The sequence below is a fragment of the Pseudomonas sp. R11-23-07 genome, from assembly GCF_003852295.1.
In the GTDB taxonomy this organism is placed as follows: Bacteria; Pseudomonadota; Gammaproteobacteria; order Pseudomonadales; family Pseudomonadaceae; genus Aquipseudomonas.
The window spans coordinates 2,366,185-2,387,499 of record NZ_CP027761.1; the positions used below are offsets into that span (position 1 = coordinate 2,366,185).

21 protein-coding genes are annotated in these 21,315 nt (G+C 62.7%); 13 read left to right on the forward strand and 8 right to left on the reverse strand.

The annotated features are described in order from the left end of the window. The first annotated feature begins 68 nt into the window (after nt 1-68). From C4J84_RS10875 to C4J84_RS10890, 4 genes are all read left to right on the forward strand, one after another. Entirely contained in the window at nt 69-1,154 is a 1,086-nt protein-coding gene (locus C4J84_RS10875; protein WP_124435303.1) for a fatty acid desaturase family protein, read from the forward strand. A 111-nt stretch (nt 1,155-1,265) separates the two neighbouring features. Then, complete coding sequence (locus tag C4J84_RS10880; protein ID WP_124435304.1) at nt 1,266-1,586, forward strand: MocE family 2Fe-2S type ferredoxin; 321 nt, start codon at nt 1,266-1,268, stop codon at nt 1,584-1,586. Between the two features lie 2 nt (nt 1,587-1,588). Then, nucleotides 1,589-2,788 carry an NAD(P)/FAD-dependent oxidoreductase gene (locus C4J84_RS10885; RefSeq protein WP_124435305.1) on the forward strand — a complete coding sequence of 400 codons (1,200 nt, stop codon included), beginning with the start codon at nt 1,589-1,591 and terminating at the stop codon, nt 2,786-2,788. A 1-nt stretch (nt 2,789) separates the two neighbouring features. Beyond that, nucleotides 2,790-3,668 (forward strand): sugar phosphate isomerase/epimerase, encoded by an 879-nt coding sequence (locus C4J84_RS10890; protein ID WP_124435306.1) that lies wholly within the window; start codon nt 2,790-2,792, stop codon nt 3,666-3,668. Here C4J84_RS10890 and C4J84_RS10895 read toward each other — a convergent pair. Then, nucleotides 3,608-4,480: an undecaprenyl-diphosphate phosphatase gene (locus C4J84_RS10895; RefSeq protein ID WP_124406969.1), complete on the reverse strand. Its 873-nt coding sequence runs from the start codon at nt 4,478-4,480 to the stop codon at nt 3,608-3,610. The two genes, C4J84_RS10890 and C4J84_RS10895, sit on opposite strands and share 61 nt — an antisense overlap. A gap of 179 nt (nt 4,481-4,659) precedes the next feature. Between C4J84_RS10895 and C4J84_RS10900 the strand changes: the two genes are divergently transcribed. Next, complete coding sequence (locus tag C4J84_RS10900; protein WP_124366732.1) at nt 4,660-5,166, forward strand: GNAT family N-acetyltransferase; 507 nt, start codon at nt 4,660-4,662, stop codon at nt 5,164-5,166. Here the strand turns inward: C4J84_RS10900 and C4J84_RS10905 are convergent. Next, nucleotides 5,155-6,117, reverse strand: coding sequence for a GlxA family transcriptional regulator (locus C4J84_RS10905; RefSeq protein WP_124406970.1), 963 nt, complete (start codon nt 6,115-6,117; stop codon nt 5,155-5,157). The two genes, C4J84_RS10900 and C4J84_RS10905, sit on opposite strands and share 12 nt — an antisense overlap. A 173-nt stretch (nt 6,118-6,290) precedes the next feature. Here C4J84_RS10905 and C4J84_RS10910 point away from each other — a divergent pair, with 173 nt between their 5' ends. The 3 genes from C4J84_RS10910 to C4J84_RS10920 all read left to right on the forward strand — a co-directional run bounded on the left by C4J84_RS10910 (nt 6,291) and on the right by C4J84_RS10920 (nt 8,799). Then, the gene (locus C4J84_RS10910; protein ID WP_124435307.1) at nt 6,291-6,920 is read left to right on the forward strand and encodes a TetR/AcrR family transcriptional regulator; all 630 of its coding nucleotides are present in this window, start codon (nt 6,291-6,293) and stop codon (nt 6,918-6,920) included. Then, a complete protein-coding gene (locus C4J84_RS10915; RefSeq protein WP_124435308.1) occupies nt 6,917-7,594 on the forward strand; it encodes a type 1 glutamine amidotransferase domain-containing protein in 678 nt (225 codons plus the stop codon). Before C4J84_RS10910 ends, C4J84_RS10915 begins: the two co-directional genes overlap by 4 nt. A gap of 77 nt (nt 7,595-7,671) precedes the next feature. Then, a complete protein-coding gene (locus tag C4J84_RS10920; RefSeq protein ID WP_124435309.1) occupies nt 7,672-8,799 on the forward strand; it encodes an alkene reductase in 1,128 nt (375 codons plus the stop codon). Between the two features lie 77 nt (nt 8,800-8,876). Here the strand turns inward: C4J84_RS10920 and C4J84_RS10925 are convergent, their stop codons facing one another. Beyond that, nucleotides 8,877-9,875: an NAD(P)H-quinone oxidoreductase gene (locus tag C4J84_RS10925; protein ID WP_124435310.1), complete on the reverse strand. Its 999-nt coding sequence runs from the start codon at nt 9,873-9,875 to the stop codon at nt 8,877-8,879. Then, complete coding sequence (locus C4J84_RS10930) at nt 9,872-11,101, reverse strand: YbfB/YjiJ family MFS transporter (protein WP_124409622.1); 1,230 nt, start codon at nt 11,099-11,101, stop codon at nt 9,872-9,874. Before C4J84_RS10930 ends, C4J84_RS10925 begins: the two co-directional genes overlap by 4 nt. A 109-nt stretch (nt 11,102-11,210) precedes the next feature. Here C4J84_RS10930 and C4J84_RS10935 point away from each other — a divergent pair, with 109 nt between their 5' ends. Next, complete coding sequence (locus tag C4J84_RS10935) at nt 11,211-12,086, forward strand: LysR family transcriptional regulator (protein ID WP_124370437.1); 876 nt, start codon at nt 11,211-11,213, stop codon at nt 12,084-12,086. A gap of 81 nt (nt 12,087-12,167) precedes the next feature. After that, entirely contained in the window at nt 12,168-12,554 is a 387-nt protein-coding gene (locus C4J84_RS10940) for a DoxX family protein (protein WP_124435311.1), read from the forward strand. Between the two features lie 55 nt (nt 12,555-12,609). Here the strand turns inward: C4J84_RS10940 and C4J84_RS10945 are convergent, their stop codons facing one another. The 3 genes from C4J84_RS10945 to C4J84_RS10955 all read right to left on the reverse strand — a co-directional run bounded on the left by C4J84_RS10945 (nt 12,610) and on the right by C4J84_RS10955 (nt 15,825). Next, nucleotides 12,610-13,428 (reverse strand): alpha/beta fold hydrolase, encoded by an 819-nt coding sequence (locus C4J84_RS10945; protein WP_124429393.1) that lies wholly within the window; start codon nt 13,426-13,428, stop codon nt 12,610-12,612. A gap of 112 nt (nt 13,429-13,540) precedes the next feature. Continuing rightward, nucleotides 13,541-14,932 carry an alginate export family protein gene (locus C4J84_RS10950; protein WP_124435312.1) on the reverse strand — a complete coding sequence of 464 codons (1,392 nt, stop codon included), beginning with the start codon at nt 14,930-14,932 and terminating at the stop codon, nt 13,541-13,543. Then, entirely contained in the window at nt 14,929-15,825 is an 897-nt protein-coding gene (locus C4J84_RS10955) for a VOC family protein (protein ID WP_124435313.1), read from the reverse strand. Before C4J84_RS10955 ends, C4J84_RS10950 begins: the two co-directional genes overlap by 4 nt. Nucleotides 15,826-15,972: 147 nt before the next feature. Between C4J84_RS10955 and C4J84_RS10960 the strand changes: the two genes are divergently transcribed. Continuing rightward, nucleotides 15,973-17,040, forward strand: a complete 1,068-nt coding sequence (locus C4J84_RS10960; RefSeq protein ID WP_124435314.1) for an NAD(P)-dependent alcohol dehydrogenase — start codon at nt 15,973-15,975, stop codon at nt 17,038-17,040. Between the two features lie 839 nt (nt 17,041-17,879). Here C4J84_RS10960 and C4J84_RS10970 read toward each other — a convergent pair. Continuing rightward, a complete protein-coding gene (locus tag C4J84_RS10970) occupies nt 17,880-18,452 on the reverse strand; it encodes a PAS and helix-turn-helix domain-containing protein (protein WP_124362504.1) in 573 nt (190 codons plus the stop codon). A 129-nt stretch (nt 18,453-18,581) separates the two neighbouring features. Here C4J84_RS10970 and C4J84_RS10975 point away from each other — a divergent pair, with 129 nt between their 5' ends. Together C4J84_RS10975 and C4J84_RS10980 are read left to right on the forward strand one after the other, a co-directional pair. Beyond that, entirely contained in the window at nt 18,582-19,760 is a 1,179-nt protein-coding gene (locus tag C4J84_RS10975) for an acetyl-CoA acetyltransferase (protein ID WP_124370443.1), read from the forward strand. 3 nt (nt 19,761-19,763) lie between these two features. After that, nucleotides 19,764-21,293, forward strand: a complete 1,530-nt coding sequence (locus tag C4J84_RS10980; protein ID WP_124435315.1) for a class I adenylate-forming enzyme family protein — start codon at nt 19,764-19,766, stop codon at nt 21,291-21,293. Nucleotides 21,294-21,315: the final 22 nt, after the last annotated feature.

The following is a 21,315-nucleotide window of genomic DNA, read 5'->3' on the forward strand; positions in this document are numbered from 1 at the left end:
ATTTGGCCGCGCTCTATGGTTGGTTTCGCAAAGCCCCTGAAACCCCACGCTTGCGGAGAACAATAACAATGCCTGAACACACCGCTCACCGCGCCCGGCGCGATTACAGCCTGACCGGCCCCGAAGCCGCCCGCGCTGCCGAAAAAGGCCTGGTCTCGGCCCGTTGGTACCAATCGCCGATCCCGCGCAAACGCATGAAGGAACTGATGCAGCGCCGTGACGGCCCGGCCCTGCTCGACACGGCCATCTGGTTCACCGCGTTGTTCGTCACAGGCTTTGGCGGCTACTGGTTCTGGGGCTCCTGGGCCTGCGTACCATTCTTCCTCGCCTACGGCGTGCTCTACGGCACCGCCTCCAACCCGCGCTGGCACGAAACCGGGCATGGCACGGCGTTCAAGACCCGCTGGATGAATGACGCGCTGTACCCGCTGGCGTGCTTCATGTGCCTGTTCGAACCCCATGTGTGGCGCTGGAGCCATGCCCGGCATCACACCGACACCATCGTCGTCGGCCGCGATCCGGAGATCGTCGAGCCGCGCCCGCCGAGCTTTTGGATGATGTTCCTGAGCCTGTTCAATCTGCCCCTGGCCTGGAAGACCTTCAGTGGCGTGGCCCGCCATGCCATCGGCCGTATGAGCGCCCAGGAGCAGGACTTCATCCCCGAATCCGAATGGCCCAAAGTGTTTCGCGCCGCGCGCATCTGGGTGGGCATTTACGCGTTGATCATTGGCACCGCCTTGTACCTGCACAGCTGGCTACCGCTGATGCTGGTGGGGCTGCCGAGTCTCTATGGCGCCTGGCTCGGCTACCTGTTCGGCCTCACCCAGCACGTAGGCCTGGCCGAAGATGTGCTCGACCATCGCAGCAATTGCCGCACCATCTACATGAACCGCGTGCTGCGCTTTATCTACATGGACATGAACTACCACCTTGAGCACCACATGTACCCGATGGTGCCGTACCACGCGCTCGAACAGCTGCACGAAGAAATCCGCAGCGACTGCCCGCCGCCGTACGCCAATCTGTTCGAGGCCTATAAGGAAATCCTGCCAACCCTGTGGAAGCAGCGCAGCGACCCGACCTATTTCGTCCAGCGCCCCACCCATAGTGGCGAGCGAGCTTGCTCGCGCTGGGCTGCGCAGCAGCCCCAATAAACCTGACGCGGTCTTTCAGATAACCCTCAATCGCGATCCTGGGGCCGCTTCGCAGCCCAGCGCGAGCACGCTCGCTCGCCACCAGGAACGTTATTCACCTGGAGAAAAATCATGAACGATCAATGGATCGACGTCTGCGCCGTGGGCGAAATCGACGAAGAAGACGTGTTGCGCTTCGACCACGGGGCACACACCTATGCGGTGTTCCGCTCCGCCGACAATGAGTTTTTCGCCACCGCCGGCCTGTGCACCCACGAAAAAATCCACCTGGCCGACGGCCTGGTCATGGACCATGTGATCGAATGTCCCAAGCACAACGGGCGTTTCGATTACCGCACCGGCAAGGCCCTGGGCGCGCCGGTCTGTGTCAACCTGAAAACCTACCCGGTACGGGTCGAAGCGGGGCGAGTGTTGCTCGCTGTCACGGCGTGATGATGAGCGCGCCCCTGATTATCGTCGGCGCCGGCCATGCCGGTGGCCGTGCGGCGTTGACCCTGCGCGAGGAGGGTTACGACGGTCGGCTGATCCTGATCGGCGACGAACCGCACCTGCCCTACGAACGACCGCCTTTGTCCAAAGGCCTGTTGCAAGGCAGCCAGGACCTGGCCGGGTGCAGCCTGTGCGACGGCGCCCGGCTGGCCGAGCTGGGCATCGAGCATATCGCGGGCAATGCGGTCAGCCGGTTGGTACCGCAGCACCAGCAATTGCAACTGGCCGATGGCCGCTGGCTGGACTATGCCGGCGTGCTACTCGCCACTGGCGGCCGTGCGCGGCGTCTGCCTCAAGCCCAGGCCAATGTGCTTTACCTGCGCACCCACGATGAAGCGCTGGCCCTGCGCGCCCAGTTGCGCCCCGGCACCCGGCTGGTGATCGTCGGCGGTGGGTTTATCGGCCTGGAAGTGGCGGCGACCGCGCGAGGCCTGGGCTGCGCGGTGACGGTGCTCGAAGCCGGGCCGCGCCTGGCGGGCAGGGTATTGCCAGCGATCATCAGTGCAGCATTGCTGGATCTGCACCGCGAGCAGGGCGTGGACGTGCGCTTGAACGTCACTGTGGCATCTATCCATGCCGACGTCGTGCAACTGGTGGATGGGCAGACTCTGCCGTGTGACTTGGTGGTGGTCGGTATCGGTATGCAACCCAATATCGAACTGGCGGCAGCGGCCGGGCTGGAAGTCGGGCAGGGCATTCGCGTTGACGCGCATTTGCGTACCAGCGCGGCGGCTGTCTACGCGGCGGGGGACGTCTGCGAGTTCCGTCTGGGCGGTCTCTATCAGCGTCAGGAAACCTGGCGCAATGCCGAGGCCCAGGGGCGGCATGCCGCGTTGAATCTGCTGGGCCGGGCATTGCCCTTCGACGCCGTGCCGGGTTTTTGGTCCGACCACTATGACTGGGGCTTGCAGACGGTCGGCGTGATGACGCCGAGGGTGGTCAGCCGCGCCTTGCCCCACGGCGGTCTGCTGTTGTTCTACCTCGATACCGATGGGTATCTGCAAGGCGCCTGCGGCTGGGCGCCGGGCAACAGCGTGGCCAAGGACATCAAGCTGTGCGAACGCCTGATCATCGCCCATGTGCCGTTGCCGTCGGTGGGCCTGGCTGATCCGGCGATCTCTCTCAAACACTGGCTGCGGGGCTGACATGCGCGAATTTCTGGTATTCCAATCGCTGTGGGCGATGCACACCGAACCCGGCCCGCTCGAGGCGCAGTTGGATCGCATCGCCGCCGCCGGTTTCGATGGCGTCACCGATCACTACTGGAAGGCCGCGGAGGTCGCACGTCTGCACGCGGCCGCCGCCGCACGGGGTTTGCAGATCGAAGGCCAGCTGTTTCCGCAATCGGTGGATGACCTGGCGCGGGCACTGGAGGTGATCAGCCGCTACGGCTGTCATCACCTTACCCTGCAAGCTGACGTGCGCCCGCGTACCCAGGCCGAGGCGGGCCGGTTGATCGAAGGCTGGCAACGCCTGGCCGAGCAGGTGGATTTCCCGATCCTGCTGGAAACCCACCGTTATCGCCTGACCAGTGACCTGCTGTTCACCCTCGACCTGCTGGCGCAAATGCCTGACCTGAAACTGCTGGCGGACCTGTCCCACTACGTGGTCGGTCGCGAATTGCCCGAACCCGGCGCCGCCGACGACGATGAACAGATACGCACGATTCTGCGCCATAGCTGGGGCTTTCATGGGCGCGTAGCCAGCAGTGAACAGGTGCAGGTGGCGCTGGATTTCCCCCAGCATCGAGCCTGGGTAGAACGCTTTCTCGGCTGGTGGAGCTACGGAATCGAGGACTGGTTGGCCCGCCCGAACACCCCCCAAAGCCTGTCCTTCACCTGCGAACTCGGCCCGCCGCCTTATGCGATCACCGGCGCGGATGGCCGGGAACTCAGTGATCGCTGGGCTGAGGCGCTCACCCTGAAAACCCTGGTTCGCAACCTATGGAAGCAGTGCCTGGACGATCAACTCAGCAGCCCAGTGCTGACCGCCCCAATCAAAAACACCCCGAGCAGCGCGCGGTAGATCACGAACGGCCAAGTGGAGAAGCGTTCCAGAAACTTCATCAGGCCCCAGATCGCGAAAAACGCCGAAATGCTTGCCACCACCAGGCCGAAGATCAAGTGCGGCCAGGCGTGGGCGGGCAGGTCGGCGTGCAGCAGCACCCACAGTTCTTTCAGGCCGGCGAGGGCGATGGCGGGCAGGCCCAGCAGGAATGAAAAGCGTGCTGCTTCTTCGCGTTTGAAGTTCAGGAACAGCGCGGCGGTCAAGGTTGAGCCCGAGCGCGAGACCCCGGGAATCAACGCGCCGATCTGCGCGATGCCCACGATCAACGCATCACGCAAACGCATTTCGCTCACCTCGCGGGTGTGGCGGGCGCGCAGTTCAGCCGCTGCCAGTAACACCGCCATCACCACACAGGCAATACCGATCACCATCAGCCCACGCAGCGGCGAGTTGCAGGTATTCAAGGTTGACGACAGCGCCAGGCCGGCGATGCAGATCGGGATGGTCGCCAGCACAATCGCCACCGCCAGCTTGAACCAGCGGTCGTTGTAGTCGCCCCGGCGCACGGCACTGATGCTGCCCGTGGTCACTTGCTGCACATCGCGCCAGAAGTAGCTCACCACCGCCGCCAGCGCCGCCAACTGCATCGCTGCGGAAAACGCCGAGCCAGGGTCTTGCCAGCCAAGCAGTGCCGGCACCACGCGCATGTGCGCGGTGGACGACACCGGCAGCAATTCGGTAATGCCCTGGATCACCCCCAGGATAAAAATCTGCAGGTAATCCAGGGAGGCAAACCCCACATCCAGGCCGGCGGAGCAGACGTTAGTCAAAATACGTGTCCTTGAAAAAAAGGGAGAGCCGGCGAAGTTTATTCTAAATGTTTCTGGATTTCGGCCAGGGGCCAGGGCTATTTGCAATCGGTTCAGCCAATAGAAAGGTTGGGCAATGTATTGGCCTTGCCAGCCGATTTGTGAACAATGGCGCCCTGCGTTTTTTCACCGAGAGCCCCATGCCTGAAACCACTGTCGAATTGATCCAGACCGGCCCTGAACACGCCGAGCTGATCCGCAACCTCTACCAGTACTACGCCTATGAGTCTTCGGATTGGGAGCAGGAAGATGTCGAGGCCGATGGCCGTTTCTACATCCACGACGAGCACCTGGCCCGCTATTGGCAAGACCCGCAGTGGAGCGCCAACCTGTTATTGGTCGACGGTTATGTGGCCGGCTTCCTGTTGATCGAAGGCAGCGAACTGCCCGGCATCGATGCCCTGGAGCTGGCCGACCTGTTCATCCTCAAGCGCTACCGCCGCAAAGGCATCGGCCGCGCCATCGCCACCCAAGTGCTGTGCAGCGGCGAGGCCAATTGGCTGGTGCGGTTTTATGACCAGGACGAAGTGTCCCAGGCGTTCTGGCGCACGGTGCTGGATAACCTGCCGCGTCCGGTGCAAACCCTCGAACTCGAGGATGAACCGCACTTGATCAGCTACCTGGTGACCCACGCTTCACTGCATTGAGCGGCCATGGGCCTGGGCGGGGCTGAACAACACCTGCTGCATCGCCTGCGGCGGTTGCCCGAAGGCTCGCAGGAACGCCTGGCGCATGCGCTCGCGATCACCAAAGCCGGTTTCGCGGGCCACCACTTCGACCGGGTGGCGACTGGTTTCCATCATCGCCCGCGCCGCCTCCACGCGCAGCGCCTCAATGGCCTTGGCCGGCGTTTGCCCGGTTTCTTCGCGAAATACCCGGCTGAACTGGCGCGGGCTGAGACGGGCGACGTCGGCCAGGGCTTCCACCGACAGGTCGTGGGTGAGGTTTTCGCGGGCGTAGGCCAGGGCCAGTTGGACGCGGTCGGACTTGGGGTCCAGTTCCAGCAGGGCCGACAGTTGCGACTGTTCACTGCCGCGCCGTTGTGCGATCACCAGCTTGCGCGCAATGCGCCGGGCCAGGTCGCTGCCCAGGTCGTTCTCGACCATGGCCAGCGCCAGGTCGACCCCGGCGCTCATGCCGGCGCCGGTCCACACCTGGCCATCCACCACGAATAACTTGTCTTCTTCCAGGCGGATATCCGGGTAGCGCTTGCGAAACGCCGGTGCGTGGATCCAGTGAGTGGTGGTGCGCTTGCCTTCGAGCAACCCGGCTTCGGCCAGCACGAAAATACCCATGCACAGCGAGGCCACGCGGCGCGATTGCGCGGAGGCGGCCTTGACCATCTCCAGCAGATTGGCTTCCGGCAGGCGAAACTCCAGGTAGCCGCTGACGATCAGCGTGTCGTAACCCTGCGGCCTAATCGGCGCGGTGTTCACCGAAAAACCCTGGGACGTCATCACCGCGCCGCCGCTTTCCGACACCAGGTGAAACTCATAGGCCGGCTCGCCCCGCAGCAGGTTGGCGCACTCGAACACCGAGCCCAGGCTGAGGCTCAAGGACTGGAAATTCGGGTAAACCATCAACGCAACGCTGTGCATCGGCATTCTCCAAGGGGCGCGGGAGAGGCGATTGTCGGCGCGTGCCAGGTAAACGGCAACTGCCTTTGGCCGATGGCCGGAATCCTTGCGCATATGACATTGTGAGCCTGCACCTGCGGCCCTAACATCTCTCCAACGAACTAGACGACTGGTCTAATCGGCAGGGGCGAAGCATGAACAGCGAAACCAAAAGTGCACGGCAGACCATTCTTGAAAGCGCGCAAGCGATTGTGGGCGCCAAGGGATTTTCTGCGGTGGGATTGAACGAAATACTTCAAGCCGCCGACGTGCCCAAGGGTTCGTTCTATCACTACTTCAGCTCCAAGGACGCCTTCGGTGTGGTGTTGCTCGATACCTACTTCGATAACTACACACAAGGCATGGAGCAGTTGTTCAGCCAGGCGCACTTGTCTGCATACGCCAGGCTGATGCGCTACTGGCAGGCTTGGATCGACAACCACACCGGCTGCACCGACGCCGGCAAATGCCTGGCCGTCAAACTCGGCGCCGAAGTGTCTGACCTGTCAGAGCCGATGCGCCTGGCGTTGCAACGCGGCACTTCACGCACCATCGAGTTGCTCGCCCTGGCGCTGCAGCACGGGGTGCAAGACGGCTCGCTGATGATCGGGCAACCCCCCGAAAGCCTGGCGCGACGCCTGTATGCGTTGTGGCTGGGGACCAGCGTCATGGGCAAGATTACCCGTACCACCGCGCCGTTCGATGAGGCGCTGGGGCTGACCCGACAGTTGTTGGGCCACCCCGAAAACCCTGTTAATCACAACGATCGAGGCACTGGAAAATGAAAGTATTAATGGTACTGACCTCTCACGACCAGCTTGGCGATACCGGCCGCAAGACCGGCTTCTGGCTCGAAGAGTTTGCCGCTCCCTATTACGCGTTCAAGGACGCCGGTGCCGATGTAGTGCTGGCATCGCCAGCCGGTGGCCAGCCGCCGCTGGACCCGGTCAGCGACCTGCCGGACTTCCAGACTGACCAAACCCGACGCTTCGCCGCCGACCCGGCCGCGCAACAGGCCTTGGCCACCACGGTGAAACTGGATTCGGTCAACGCCGATGACTTCGACACCGTGTTCTACCCAGGTGGCCACGGCCCGCTGTGGGACCTGGCCGAGTCGCCAGTGTCCATCGCGCTGATCGAGTCGTTCGAGCGTGCCGGCAAGCCTGTCGGGTTTGTCTGCCATGCACCGGGTGCCTTGCGTCACGTCAAGGCGGTCAACGGCGAACCCTTGATCAAAGGCCGTCGCGTCACCGGGTTCTCCAACTCCGAAGAGGCGGCAGTGGAATTGACCGAGGTGGTGCCCTTCCTGATTGAAGATGAATTCAAGAAGCTGGGTGGCAACTATGAGAAGGGCGCTGACTGGCAGTCTTTCGTGATCGTCGATGGCTTGCTGGTGACGGGGCAGAACCCCGGCAGCTCCAGCGAAGTGGCCAAGGCCCTGTTGAAACTCACCGCTTAATTTAAATAACCGATTGATGCGTTGGCGGCTCGCGAGAGTCGCCAGTGTTTTCGTTCGTCCTGAATTTGGAATATCCCATGGCTCATCCATTGAACACCCCAGTAAAACTGGGACATCACACCTTGAACAACCGCGTCGTGTTGCCGCCCCTGACGCGCCAGCGCAGTGCCCAACCCGGCGATATCGCTACCGACTTGATGGCCCGCTACTACCGTCAGCGCGCCAGCGCCGGCTTCATGGTCAGCGAAGGCACCCAGATCGAGCCGCGTGGCCAGGGTTACGCGTGGACGCCGGGGATCTACACGCCGGCGCAGATCGACGGCTGGCGCAAGGTCACCGAGGCGGTGCATGCCGAGGGCGGGGTGATCTTCGCCCAGTTGTGGCATGTGGGCCGCGTATCCCATAACGCCTTGCAACCCGACGGCGCCGCGCCGGTCGCACCGTCGGCGATCCAGGCCGTGCAAGCGAAGGCATTTATCGAAACCGCGCCGGGTGTCGGCGAGCTGAAACAGCCCCCGGTACCCCGTGCCCTGACGGTGCTGGAGATCGAGGAACTGGTCGGTCACTACGCACAGGCGGCGCGCAATGCACTGGACTCAGGCTTTGACGGGGTGGAGATTCATGCGGCCAACGGCTACCTGGTCAACCAGTTCATCTCGGCCCATTCGAACCAGCGTGAGGATGAATACGGCGGCTCACTGGACAACCGTCTGCGCTTTCTGCGCGAGATCGTCGAAGCCGTCTGCCGCGTGGTGGGCCCGGAGCGCGTGGGCGTGCGCTTTTCGCCTTTGTTCAGCGGCACTGACCAAGATCGCGTGTACATCGGCCTGGTGGAAGAAGACCCGCACCACACCTACATCGAAGCGATCAAAGTGCTGGAGCAATCGGGTATCGCCTACGTCTCCATTGCCGAAGCCGACTGGGACAATGCCCCTGTGCTGCCGCACAGCTTCCGCCAGGCCGTGCGCAGCACCTTCAGCGGGCGCATCATTTACGCCGGCCGTTACACCGCTGAACGCGGCGCGCAACTGGTACAGGCGGGGCTGGCGGACCTGATCGCGTTCGGGCGCCCGTTCATTGCCAACCCGGACCTGCCGCAAAGGATTTTCAATGGCTGGCCGTTGAATGCGTTGAAGGCTGAAGGGCTGTATGGCGGGACTGAGGCGGGGTATGTCGACTATCCGGAATATGCCAAACCGGAATGAGCTGAGCGTTACCCCTGTAGGGGAGGGCTTTGCCCTCCAGCGGGAGCAAGCTCCCTTGCCACAGGGGCGTGAAGGGTTTATTCGACGCGCAACACAATCTTGCCGATATGGTCCCCGCCTTCCATGCGGGCGTGGGCCTGGGCAGCGTCGGTGTATTCATACACCTTGTCGATGATCGGCAGGCAGCGCCCTTCGCTCAACACCGGCCAGATATGTTCACGCAACTGCTCGGCAATCGCGGCCTTTTCTTCGCGAGTGCGGGCGCGCAATAGCGAACCGGTGATCACCGCGCGTTTGCCGAGAATGGTCAACAGGTCCACATCATTGGCCTTGCCGCCACCGAGAAAGCCCAGCATCACCAAATGGCCGTCCATGCCCAGGGCCTTGAGGTTGTTGTTGAGGTAGGAGGCACCCATGATGTCGAGGATCACATCAACGCCCTGGCCGGCGGTCTTCTCGGCGATGACCTGAGCAAAATCCTCCTCGCGATAATTGATCGGCTGCGCGCCGAGCTTGGCAATTGCTGCGCATTTTTCGGCGCTGCCAGCGGTGGCGAAGGCCTGGATACCGAATTCCTGGCAGAGCATCAAGGCGGTAGTGCCGATGCCGCTGGTGCCGCCATGGATCAAGGCGCGTTCGCCGCTGCAGGCGCCGCCCAGACCGAACAGGTTGGCCCAGACGGTGAAGAAGGTTTCCGGCACGGCAGCGGCCTGAATCCAGTCCATGCCTTCGGGAATCGGCAACGCCTGGCTGGCCGGCACCGCGCAGAACTGCGCATAGCCGCCGCCATTGGTCAGGGCGCAGACCTTATCGCCGAGCGCGTATTGATCCACGCCTTCGCCCAGCGCCACCACTTCACCGGCCACTTCCAGGCCGGGAATCGGGCTCATGCCGGGTTTCATCGGGTACTTGCCGGCCCGCTGCAAGGCGTCGGGGCGGTTGACCCCGGCCGCATGCACGCGAATCAGGATCTCGCCCGGGCCGGCCACCGGTACGTCTGCACGACGCGGTTGCAGCACTTCGGGGCCGCCGGGAGCGGTGATTTCGATCAGGGTCATTTCTTGAGGCAGGGTCATGAAGGGGTTCCTGTGACGATGAGCGTATGGGTTGGGACCGTGGCGAGCGGTCGACGGTTCAGCCAGATCATGCCCGCTTCCAGCAACAGTGCAACCACAATGGCGCCAGCCGCGATCAGGAACAACAGCCCATGCTGGCCGCCACTGCCATTGAACAGCGCCGAGTAGGCAAAGCCGGCGAGCGCCTGGAAGGTGGCAAAAGACACCGTCGCCCGGCTCCAGGCGATTTGCTGCGAGTGATGCTCGGGGATCAGTTCGTGGATTCGCGCCAGCGCCAGCGGCACAATGCCCGGCGGGAACGAGCCGAGGATCAGCGCCAATACGGCAAGGGCCACGAACGAGCTGGAGACCGCCAGCGAGCCCAATGCAATCGCCTGTATCACCAGCACGACGCGAATACTCAAGCGGGCACCGAGGGTGTCGGCAAGAAATCCGTAGGTCACCGGCCCGACGATGGCGCCCAGGCCATACATCACCCAGATCATCGCCCCGACATGCGCCCCGGCACCCAAGCCGCGTGCCACGTAATCCACCAGGAACACCATGGCCGGCACCAGGCCTGCCGCCATGAAGGCGTATTGCGCGAACAGCAGGTACACCGCTGCCGGTGTCGGCGCTTTAGCCGTTGGCGGCGTTGCCTCCTGCAGCGTGCCGTTGGGCCAGGCGAACCAACTGGCGGCGGTCAGCACCAGGGCCAGCAGGCCCAGGCCGAACCAGGTCTGCTGCAGGCCCAGACTCAACAACGGCGGCACGATTGTGCCGGAGCCGGCGATGCCCAAGCCGATGCCGAGGAAAATCGCGCCACTGGCCACGCCACGGCGCGGGGCCGGAACATGCGGCAGCACGGTCGCCGCTACCAACACCATGATCGCGCCGCCGGCGATGCCCGACAGCAAGCGCCAGGCGAAGAACCACAGCACCGACAACGGATAGCCACAGGCGAAAAACGCCAGGGTCACTGCCACCATCATCAGGCGCAGCGCCGTTTTGTTGGACGTCGCTCGGGCGATGGGCCGTCCGATCAGCGCGCCCACCAGGTAACCCACCAGGTTCGCGGCGCCGAGGTAGACCACGTCGCTGGCGGAAAACCACTGGGCCTGGATCAGCGCGGGGATCAACGGCGTATAGGCAAAGCGCGCCAGGCCGATGCTGACCAGGCTGGCGCAGAGCCCGGCGAAGATCGGTAACCAGACGGCGTTTCGGGATGAAGCCTGTGTGTGCAGCATGATTGCGGTCCTGGATATTTTTCTGTGGCGCCCAGCATAGCCAGGATTGCTGATGCAATAATGCAGCGAATTTGCGGCGCGTTGATGCGTTTACGCAGCGGAGGTATTAATGAATTGGGACGATGCGCGAGTGTTCCTCGCGGTATGCCGGGAAACCACATTACGTGGCGCGGCTCGGGTGCTGGGCGTGGACCAGGCCACGGTCGGGCGGCGGATCAACGCCTTGGAAAAGTCCCTCGGCGCGACGTTGTTCCTGCGCACTTCCGAGGGCTATGCCTTGACCGCCGTCGGCGAAGCCGCGTTGCTTTCGGTGGAAAAAATGGAGCGTTCGGCCCTGGAGTTGCAGCGCCAGATACAAGGGCTGGATGAGCGTCTCACCGGCACCGTGCGCGTCAGCACCACCGACTCTTTGGCCATCGACTTCCTGATCCCGGCCATCGCGCGTCTGCATGAGCAGCACCCGGACGTGCGCGTGCAGCTGGACGCCTCGACCCAGTTCCTCAGCCTGGCCAAGCGTGAAACCGATATCGCCGTGCGTAATATCCGCCCGGACAATCCGGACCTGATCGCCCGGCGCATCGCCCGCTGGCCGGTGGGGCTGTTCGCGGCGCAGTCCTATATCGACCGCCACGGCGTGCCGGAACCCGGCAGCCTGTTCGAAGGCCATGACCTGGTGGTGTATCAACCCTACCTGCAAAGCCAGAAAGACTTGACGCTGGTATGCGAACCGTTGGGGCGCGGGCGGATTGTGGCAGCGTTGAGCTCCAGCCTGCTGGTACGCCGCGCGATTGCCGCTGGCATCGGCATCGGCGAGATTCCGGTGTACACCGGCGAACGCGACGGCCTGGTCCGCCTGTGGCCGCAGCGCACGCGACCGTTGCCCTATGATGTCTGGCTGGTAACCCACGCCGACCTGCGCCATACCGCACGGGTGCGGGTGGTGATCGATGAAATCGTTGCGGGTTTTTCAGCGTCGCCGACCTAAGGTCAGCACACGCCTGCAAGCCCATCGTCGCGGCCAGGGCCACACTGGCGGTCGGTCATTTTCGACGGACACAGGTGGCATATGAACGAAACAAAAAAACAAGATGTCGGGCTGTTGTTCCTGCGGGTCAGCGGGGCGCTGTTTTTGCTGTGGGTGCACGGGTTGCCGAAACTGCTGCACTACAGCGAACAACTGAAGCTGATCGAAGACCCGTTTCGCCTGGGCGCGCCGATCACTTTACTGCTGGCCATATTTGCCGAGGTGCTGTGCCCGCTGCTGATCATCGCGGGGGTGTGGACGCGCCTGGCATGCCTGCCGATCCTGGCGGTGCTGGTGATCGCGCTGCTGGTGGTGCATCCGGAATGGACGCTGTTCGAAGGGCAGTTTGGCTGGCTGTTGATGATTATCTTCACCAGCATTCTGATTGCGGGGCCGGGGAGCCTACGGCTGGGGCAGCGATTGGCCTGAATAGTAAAGGTGATTCAAATGTGGGAGGGAGCAAGCCCCCTCCCACAGGGGTTACTCAGCGGTTCAGGAAGGCCAGCAGGTCTTCATTGAGCTGCTGGGTGTGGGTGGCGGCAAACCCGTGGGGCGCATCTTTGTACACCTTCAGTTGCGCGCCCTTGATCATCTCGGCGGCAACTTTGCCAGTGGTTTCGAACGGAACGATCTGGTCACCGTCACCGTGGATGACCAGGGTCGGCACGTCGATTTTCGCCATGTCCGGGCGGAAGTCGGTCTGGGAGAACGCGGTGACGCAATCCACGGTGGCTTTCAGCGAGGCTTGCAGCGCGATCTGCAGGGTCTGGGTGAGCACGCCCTCCGAGACTTTCTGGCCCTTGTTGAGGCCAAAGAACGGCGTGTTGAAATCGCTGATGAATTGCGCGCGGTCCTTCAGCAGGCCGGCCTTGATGCCATCGAAGACGTCGTTGGGCACGCCCTGCGGGTAATCGGCTTTCTGCCCGAAGATCGGCGTCACCGCACCCAGCAGTACCAGCCCGGCGACCCGCGCGCTGCCATGGCGCGCGATATAGCGGGCCACATCACCGCCACCCATGGAGAAACCCACCAGGGTCACGTCCGTCAGGTCAAGGTGTTCGATCAACTGGGCGATATCGTCGGCGAAGGTGTCGTAGTCGTTGCCGGTCCACGGCTGGTCCGAGCGACCAAAGCCTCGGCGGTCGAACGCGATCGTGCGAAAGCCACGGCTGCTCAGGTATTCCATCTGGTATTCCCACATGTCGGCATCCAGCGGCCAGCCGTGGCTGAACAGCACGGGTTTGCCGCTGCCCCAGTCCTTGAAGTAGATCTGGGTACCGTCTTTGGCAACGAATGTGCTCATCTGAAACTCCTGTGTCTGCATGAAAAGACTGAGTAAAAAATCCGCCTTGTTACATCGCGAAAAGCCTGCGCCAAAAAAACAAGCCGGGCTTGTATCGGTGTGCTTGCCTCAATTACCAACTGAACTTGAGCTCCATGCCCAGGTAGTTGCTGTCGTGCCCGCCGGCATCACGCAGGGTCTGGCCGACCGCGTAGTGCACGGCTTCGACCGCGCCGGTCAGGTTCGGCGTGAAGGCGTAGTCGGTTCTCAGCTGACCGTAGGCACCGGTCCAGCGTTCACCCTGGCCCGCAGTGCCGGCGACCGGCACGCTGGGCTGGGTGTAGACCGCATCCGCAGTGGTTTGCCGCCACAGCAGGCCGATGGCGGTTTGCACGCTGAGCTTGGCGATCGGCTTGACGGTGATCGACGGCTTGACGTGAATCAGGTTGCTGTAGCCGGTATAGCCCGCCAGGGAAAAGTAGTAGCCGTTGGGAAACAGCGGGTTGAAGGTGCCGACGGTGCCGTCACCGGTTTTGCGATCGCCCGAGGCGATGTCCAGTTGCAGGCCCAGGCGCGGCTTCCACGCCAGGCTGTCGAAGGTGTAGCCGGTGCGGCTGCCGCCGGCCCAGGCGCGAATGTCCTTGCTGCCCACCGAGCCGCCTTGGAGCATGGCTTCGATGTCCCAGTCGAAGCCCTGGGCCGCGCCACCCAGGCGCGCATCGAACAGCTGGCGCGTTTCGTCGCCATCGGCGTCCAGGTAGTGCGCCGCGCTGCGCTCATACACGCCGTAGTAGGCCGACAGCTCATTCGTGCCGCCCACCAGGCGCTCGACCCGCAGCATATGAAAACGCGCGTCACTGTTGGACTTGTCGTCGAAATGCCGGCCATCCTGGTACTGCACCGGTTGGCTGGCGATCCCGATAAAGCGCCAGTTCGGCGTTTCCCAGTCGGCCCACAACGCATCGAACGACTGCCGCACATTCGGGCCGTCCCGTGACGAAATGAAGCGCTGCAAGTCGAAGGCAAAATCCTGGCGACCGATACGGCTCTTGAACGTGCCGCTGCTGAAGGTGTTCACGTATTCGGCGAAGGCCAGGCGCAAATCCACGCGGTTCTGATCGGCGCCGCCTAGGGTGGTTTTGTCATAGGCGCGCACGTCCTCGAGCTGGGTGAACACGCGCCAGTGTTCATTCAAATGCAGGTCGGCATGAACCTGGAAGCGCTGGATCAGGTAGCGATCACGGGCCACGTCTTTCACGCCGAAACCGCTGGCGTCATTCATCTCGAAACGCTCGCGCAAGGTCGCACCCAGAGACAGGTAGGTGAACGGGTTGGCGCCCGACAGCGGGATGTACTTGAGGGTGTCCAGCGGCTGCGTGCGCAGCGCCGGATTCTTGAGCACCGACCAGTCTTCCTGCCAGCGATTGGCCTTGATCGCCGGTCGGCTCGGTGAATCGTCGGCGTGGACGCTGCCGACGAGCAGCGGCCACAGCACGGCCAGGCTCCAGCCTGTGTGCCGGATCATTTTTTCGCGGTGAGTTGGTGAATTTCCGCGACATAACCGCCGGGGAATTCGACCATTGCACTGCGCCGGCCTTTGCTGTCGAACTCGGGCACCAGCACCTTAGCGCCAGACCCGCTGGCCTTGCCGAGGGTGGCGGCCAGGTCGCTGACTTGATAGCCGGTGGTGTCGTGGCCGAACGGGTAGGGCAGATGGCCATTGGTAACCAGCACCGCCATGCGCCCGAAGGCTGACTCGATCTCGACGCGACGGTACTCGCCGCCCGCTTGGCCGACATCAGCGGCGGGAGCGTGCTTGTCGTCGTTCACTATTTTGCCGTGGGAGAAGCCGAGGAACGCCTTGATAAAGCGCTCGGCGCTGTCATTGGACACATACACGCGGTTCTCCGGAACCGCCTCGAACGCCGCGTAGTCCGGGGCCTTGGTGTGCCAGTAGAGCTGCATGTTGACGCCGCCCGGCCACTGCACCACGGCATCACGGCCGATGGGGTCGGGAAAATCGCTGACGATCACATCGGCGCCATTGTCCCGCGCCGCCTTGAGGGCTATGTCCATGTCCTTGACCAGATAGCCGTTGCGTTCCTGGCCGAACGGATGCGGCACGGGCGTGGTGAAACCGAACAACGAGACTGTACCCGCCGGGGTCTGCAGCAATTGCGAAGTGGTGCTGCTCGGCACCGGCAGCACATTCACCACCACCTGGGGCGTGCTTTTGCCGCCGAAGGTAGCCAGGAAACTCTGGGCGAAACGGTCGACATCGGCCGGCGCCACATACACGTGGCTGGTGTCGTATTGCGGCGCCACGGCGACGCTTGGGGTGGCTGCCAAAGCGTTGTTCATCATGGCGCTTGCCAACAGCGTCAATGCTACGGATACCTTGATTGCTTTGTTACGCATGCCCATTCTCCAGCGCTTCTACGGGTTCGAAAGCCGTGAGGTTAGGGGGCAGGCGCCATTGGGAATTGTATGGACGTGCTCGGTTGAACGTTTCAGCGGCCAGGCGTGTCCACCGAACTCTTCCGTCAGATCACACAGGTGAACGAAATGGCCAAGACTTACAGCTATGCCGCTCGGGACTCCAAGGATTCGCTCAAGCCCTTTACCTTCGAGCGCCGCGCCCCCGGCGCGGATGACGTACAGATCGAGATTCTTTATTGCGGGGTATGCCATTCCGACCTGCACACCGCCCGCAACGAGTGGAACAACACCCTGTACCCGTCGGTGCCCGGCCATGAAATCGTCGGGCGTGTGACGGCGGTCGGCGCCAATGTGAAGACATTCAAGGTGGGTGACCTGGCGGGCGTCGGCTGCATGGTCGACAGCTGCCAGCAGTGCGCATCCTGTGCCGAGGGCGAGGAGCAGTATTGCGAGAACGGCTTCACCGGCACCTATAACGGCCCGCTGTTCGGTGGCGAGAACACCTACGGCGGCTATTCGGACAACATCGTGGTCAAGCAGCAGTTCGTGCTGCGCATTTCCCACGATGATTCGAACCTGGCGGCGGTAGCGCCGTTGCTGTGTGCCGGGATTACCACCTATTCGCCGCTGCACCACTGGAAGGTCGGCCCAGGCAAGAAGGTCGGAGTGGTCGGCCTTGGCGGGCTTGGGCATATGGCGGTGAAGATTGCCCACGCCATGGGGGCGCATGTGACGTTGTTCACCACTTCGCCGAACAAGCGTGAAGATGGGCTGCGTTTGGGCGCTGATCAGGTGGTGGTGTCGAAGAATGCCGATGAGATGGCCAAGGTGGTCAACAGCCTGGACTTTATTCTCAATACGGTGGCTGCGCCCCATGACCTTGATGCGTTTATCAGCCTGCTCAAACGTGATGGCACGATGACGCTGGTGGGTGCGCCGGACAGTCCGCATCCGTCGCCTGCGGTGTTTAATTTGATCTTCAAGCGTCGCAGTTTGGCGGGGTCGTTGATTGGTGGGATTCAGGAAACCCAGGAGATGTTGGATTTTTGTGCCAAGCACGGGATTGTTTCGGATATTGAGATGATTGATATCCAGGGAATCAATGAGGCGTATGAGCGGATGCTCAAGGGGGATGTGAAGTATCGGTTTGTGATTGATATGGAGAGTTTGAAGAAGGAGAGTCGAGTGGCCTGATGACTGTGCTGGGGTGGGGGTGACCGGGTACATATCCGTTATTTAGATCGTGGCTGCTGGCGGTTCCGCTCTTACAGCGTGTCACTTTTGGAAGGACCCAAAAGTAACCAAAAGGTCCTCGCCCCACCTCTCGGCACCTCGCTTAGGCTCGGTGTGCCCGAACGCAGGCTTGAATCCGTGGGCCGCCGCCACGCGCCATCCTTGGCGCAGGGCGGCTAACCCGGCGTCCTGCCGGGTTACCCACGGATTCAAGCCTGCGTTCGGCCAGCGTGGTTTAACGGGGCGACCGGGATCAAGATCAAAAGCAAGAGCGACTCGCTTCGCATCGTAGATAGGCAAGAATCAGCGCCGTACTGTGGCGAGGGAGCTTGCTCCCGCTGGGGCGCGAAGCGGCCCTGCTCTTTAAGACTGGGACTGCTACGCAGTCCAGCGGGAGCAAGCTCCCTCGCCACAGGTTATTGATTGGCTGAGCCATTGCGCGCGCTTCACCGACCAGGTCGGCTCTAAGGCCGCCTCGCTTTGCTTTAGATTTTGCTTTTGATCTTAAGCGCCCCGTTAAACCACGCTGGCCGGAATCCGATAGTGATTAGGGGGTAAACCGGCAGGGATGCCGGTTTAGCCGCCCCGCGCCATGGATGGCGCGGGGCGGCGGCCCCCCCAAATCATTGTCGGATTACGGGCACACCGAGCGTGAGCGAGGTGCCGAGTGGTGGGGCAAGAGCGTTTTGCTTACTTTTGCGCTTTTCAAAAGTGAGACGCCGTAAGGGCGGAACCCATAGCAGCCGTTACCGCAGCAACGGATATGTACTCGGTCAATTCCAAAAAAATCCCGGCCAACCTCAAGCCACCATGATGATCTTGGACACCAACTCCACCACCGTCTTGGCCTGCAACTTCCTCATCAACCGCGCCCGATGCACCTCCACCGTCCGATGCGAAATCCCCAATCTCAGCGCGATTTCCTTGGACTTGAGCCCATTGACAATGTGCATGGCAATCTCCCGCTCCCGCGGCGTAAGGTCTCCTGTGCCCTGATGGGTGCGGTCCAACCGTTCGAAGTGCCAGATCATCAACTTGAACGGATCCCTGGGCGTGAGCGTGTAGCCATGGGACCTGGCCCAGAACACCTCGCCATTGCGATGCTGCATGAAGCGCTCGTCGGAATAAAAACCGCTGTCGCTGTCGAGCAACCACTCATGGCTGCGCTTGCCGATGGCGTGGTAGTCGGCCTGGGACGGGTAAATCAGCAGGGTCAATTGATTGACCAACGTCGCGTGGGTGTAGCCGAACAGGTTCAGGAACGCGTCGTTGCAGTCGATGATCACGCGGTTGCTGGTGACCAGCTGCGGCGCGGGGGACAGCTTGAACGCCAGGCGTTCAAGGTTCTGGAATGGCGGGGTAATCACGGTCATGGGCATCCTGCCTCGTTGTTCAACTGACTGGCGGACTACTTATCCATGTAAGTAGTTACACGAATTGGCCCGCGACCAGAGGTGGGTCATTGTAGGGAAAGTCCGGTTCAAGAACAGAAGAAATTAATTATGCCTGCTGATTGCGTGTCTATCGTTGCCGCTGGTCATTCGCGTTTTGGTCGCTTGGAAGGCACCACGCTGGAAGATCTGATTGTTCAGGTCACGCGTGAGGCCTTGAGCGATGCCGCCCTTGATGCGGCGCAGATCGACGCGCTGTTCCTCGGCCATTTCAATGCCGGGCTGGTGCCGGATGGGTTTGCCGCGTCGTTGCTGCTGCAGGCCGACCCCGGGCTGCGCTTCAAGCCGGCCACCCGCTGCGAGAACGCCTGTGCATCCGGTTCGGCGGCGATCCAGGCCGGCGTCAATGCGATTCTCTCCGGCAGCGCCGAATTGGTGCTGGTGGTGGGTGCCGAGAAAATGACCCATACCTCCACGGCCGCCGTTACCCAGGCGCTGGCCGGCGCCGGTTACCAGAATGATGCGGCCGAAGCCGGCCTGAGTTTCCCGCAGTTGTTCGGCCGCGCCGCTCGCCAGTACGCCGAGCGCTACCATTGCCCGCTGGGCTCGATGGCGGCGATTGCCACCAAGAACCACTCCAATGCCATGGCCAACCCGTTGGCGCAGATGCACCGCGAGATGAATTTCGAGCACTGCAATAACGTGTCCCAGAGCAACCCGTTCGTGGCCGAGTCGCTGCGCCTCACCGATTGCTCGCTGATCAGTGATGGCGCTGCGGCGATTGTGCTGGCGTCACCCAAGCGTGCGCGGGCGTTTCGCCGCGATGTGCAGATTCGCGCGATGACCCAGGTCAACGACACATTGCCCATCGCCCAGCGCGACATCCTGGCGTTTGAAGGCCCGCAGCGGGCGATTCATTCGGCGCTGCGCGGGGCGAATGTGACCCTGGCCGACCTGAGCTTCGCCGAGGTGCATGATTGCTTCACCATTGCCGAACTGCTGATCTACGAAGCCATGGGCCTGGCGCCTAAGGGCGAGGGGCACCGTGTGCTCGACAGCGGCGTGGTGCGTGCGGGCGGGCGCTTGCCGGTGAACCTTTCCGGTGGGCTCAAGGCCAAGGGCCATCCCGTCGGCGCGACCGGCGTTTCGATGCATGCCCTGGCATTCCGGCAATTGACCGGCGAGCCGATTGGCCTGGCGGTGCCCAACGCGGAGTTCGGCCTGGTGTTCAACATGGGCGGCATGGCGGTGGCCAACTACGCTTCGGTCCTGCACGCGCGTCGGTACTGAACCATGAACATTGCCAATTGGCTGCACGACACCCAGCGTCGCGACCCGCAACGCCCGGCCATGTTCGACGGCGCCCGGCAAGTGGCCGACTACGCCACGTTCGCCGCCCATGTGCGCCAGCGCGCCGCGCATCTGGTCGACCAGCACGGCTTGCAGCCAGGGGACGCGGTGGCGGTGCTGATGAAAAACAGTTGCGACTATCTGGAGTTGCTCTACGCCATCTGGTGGATGGGCGCGGTGGCGGTACCGATCAATGCCAAGTTGCACCCGACCGAGGCGGCATGGATCGCGGATAACGCCGAAGCACGCGTGATCTTTACCGATGGCGGCCGGGTGTTTTCATCGCGGGATTTGCCTGCGCGCTGCACGGAACTCGACGGTCACGTGCTGCCACCGAACCAGGGCTGGCCAACCCTGGAGCAACCGGTACCGCGCCAGGACAACGACCTTGCCTGGCTGTTCTACACCTCCGGCACCACCGGGCGTTCCAAGGGTGTGATGCTGTCCCATGGCAACCTGATCGCCATGTCGTTGTGCTACGCCACCGACGTCGACCCGGCCAGCGCCGCCGATGCCGCGCTGTACGCCGCGCCGATGTCCCATGGCGCCGGACTCTACAACTTTATTCACGTACGCTGCGGCGCGCGGCATGTGGTGCCGGCGTCCAACGGTTTTGACGCCGCCGAGTTGTTCGGGCTGGCGGCAGAGCTGGGCAGCGTCTCACTGTTTGCCGCGCCGACCATGGTCAAGCGCATGGTCGAGCAGGCACGGCAGCAGGGCTATCACGGCGAAGGCATCAAGACCATCGTCTACGGCGGCGGCCCGATGTACCTGGCCGACTTGCGCGACGCCGTCGATACGTTCGGCCCCCGCCTGGTGCAGATCTACGGCCAGGGCGAGAGCCCGATGACCATCAGCGTGTTGCCCCGTGGGCTGATCGCCGATCGCCATCGCGCCGACTGGGCGACCCTGGCCGCGTCCGTAGGCTACGCGCAAGCCTGCGTGGAAATCCGCATTCTCGATGCCCGCCACCGACCGTTGCCAACCGGCGAGCGCGGTGAGATCGCGGTGCGCGGCGCCACGGTGATGCAAGGCTATTGGCGCAATCCGCAGGCCACCAGCGACACCCTGGTCGAGGGTTGGCTGCTCACCGGTGATATCGGCTTTCTCGACCCCGCCGGCTACCTGACCCTCACGGATCGCTCCAAGGACGTGATCATCAGCGGCGGCAGCAATGTGTACCCGCGCGAAGTCGAGGAGGTGCTGGCCCAGCATCCCGAGGTCTTCGAAGTGTGCGTGGTGGGCGAGCCGGACCCGCAATGGGGCGAGTCGGTGGTGGCGTTTGTGGTGACGCGCAGCGGCCAGCCCCTCGACGAAGGCGAGCTCACGGCATGGTTTGTGGCGCGCATGGCCTCGTTCAAAAAACCGAAAAAATATGTGTGGCGCAGCGATTTGCCCAAGAACAGCTACGGCAAGGTCCTCAAGACCGACTTGCGGCAGTGGTTGAAAGCAGCGACTATCGCCGCGCTTTAGCACGGATCGACCAACAGACAAG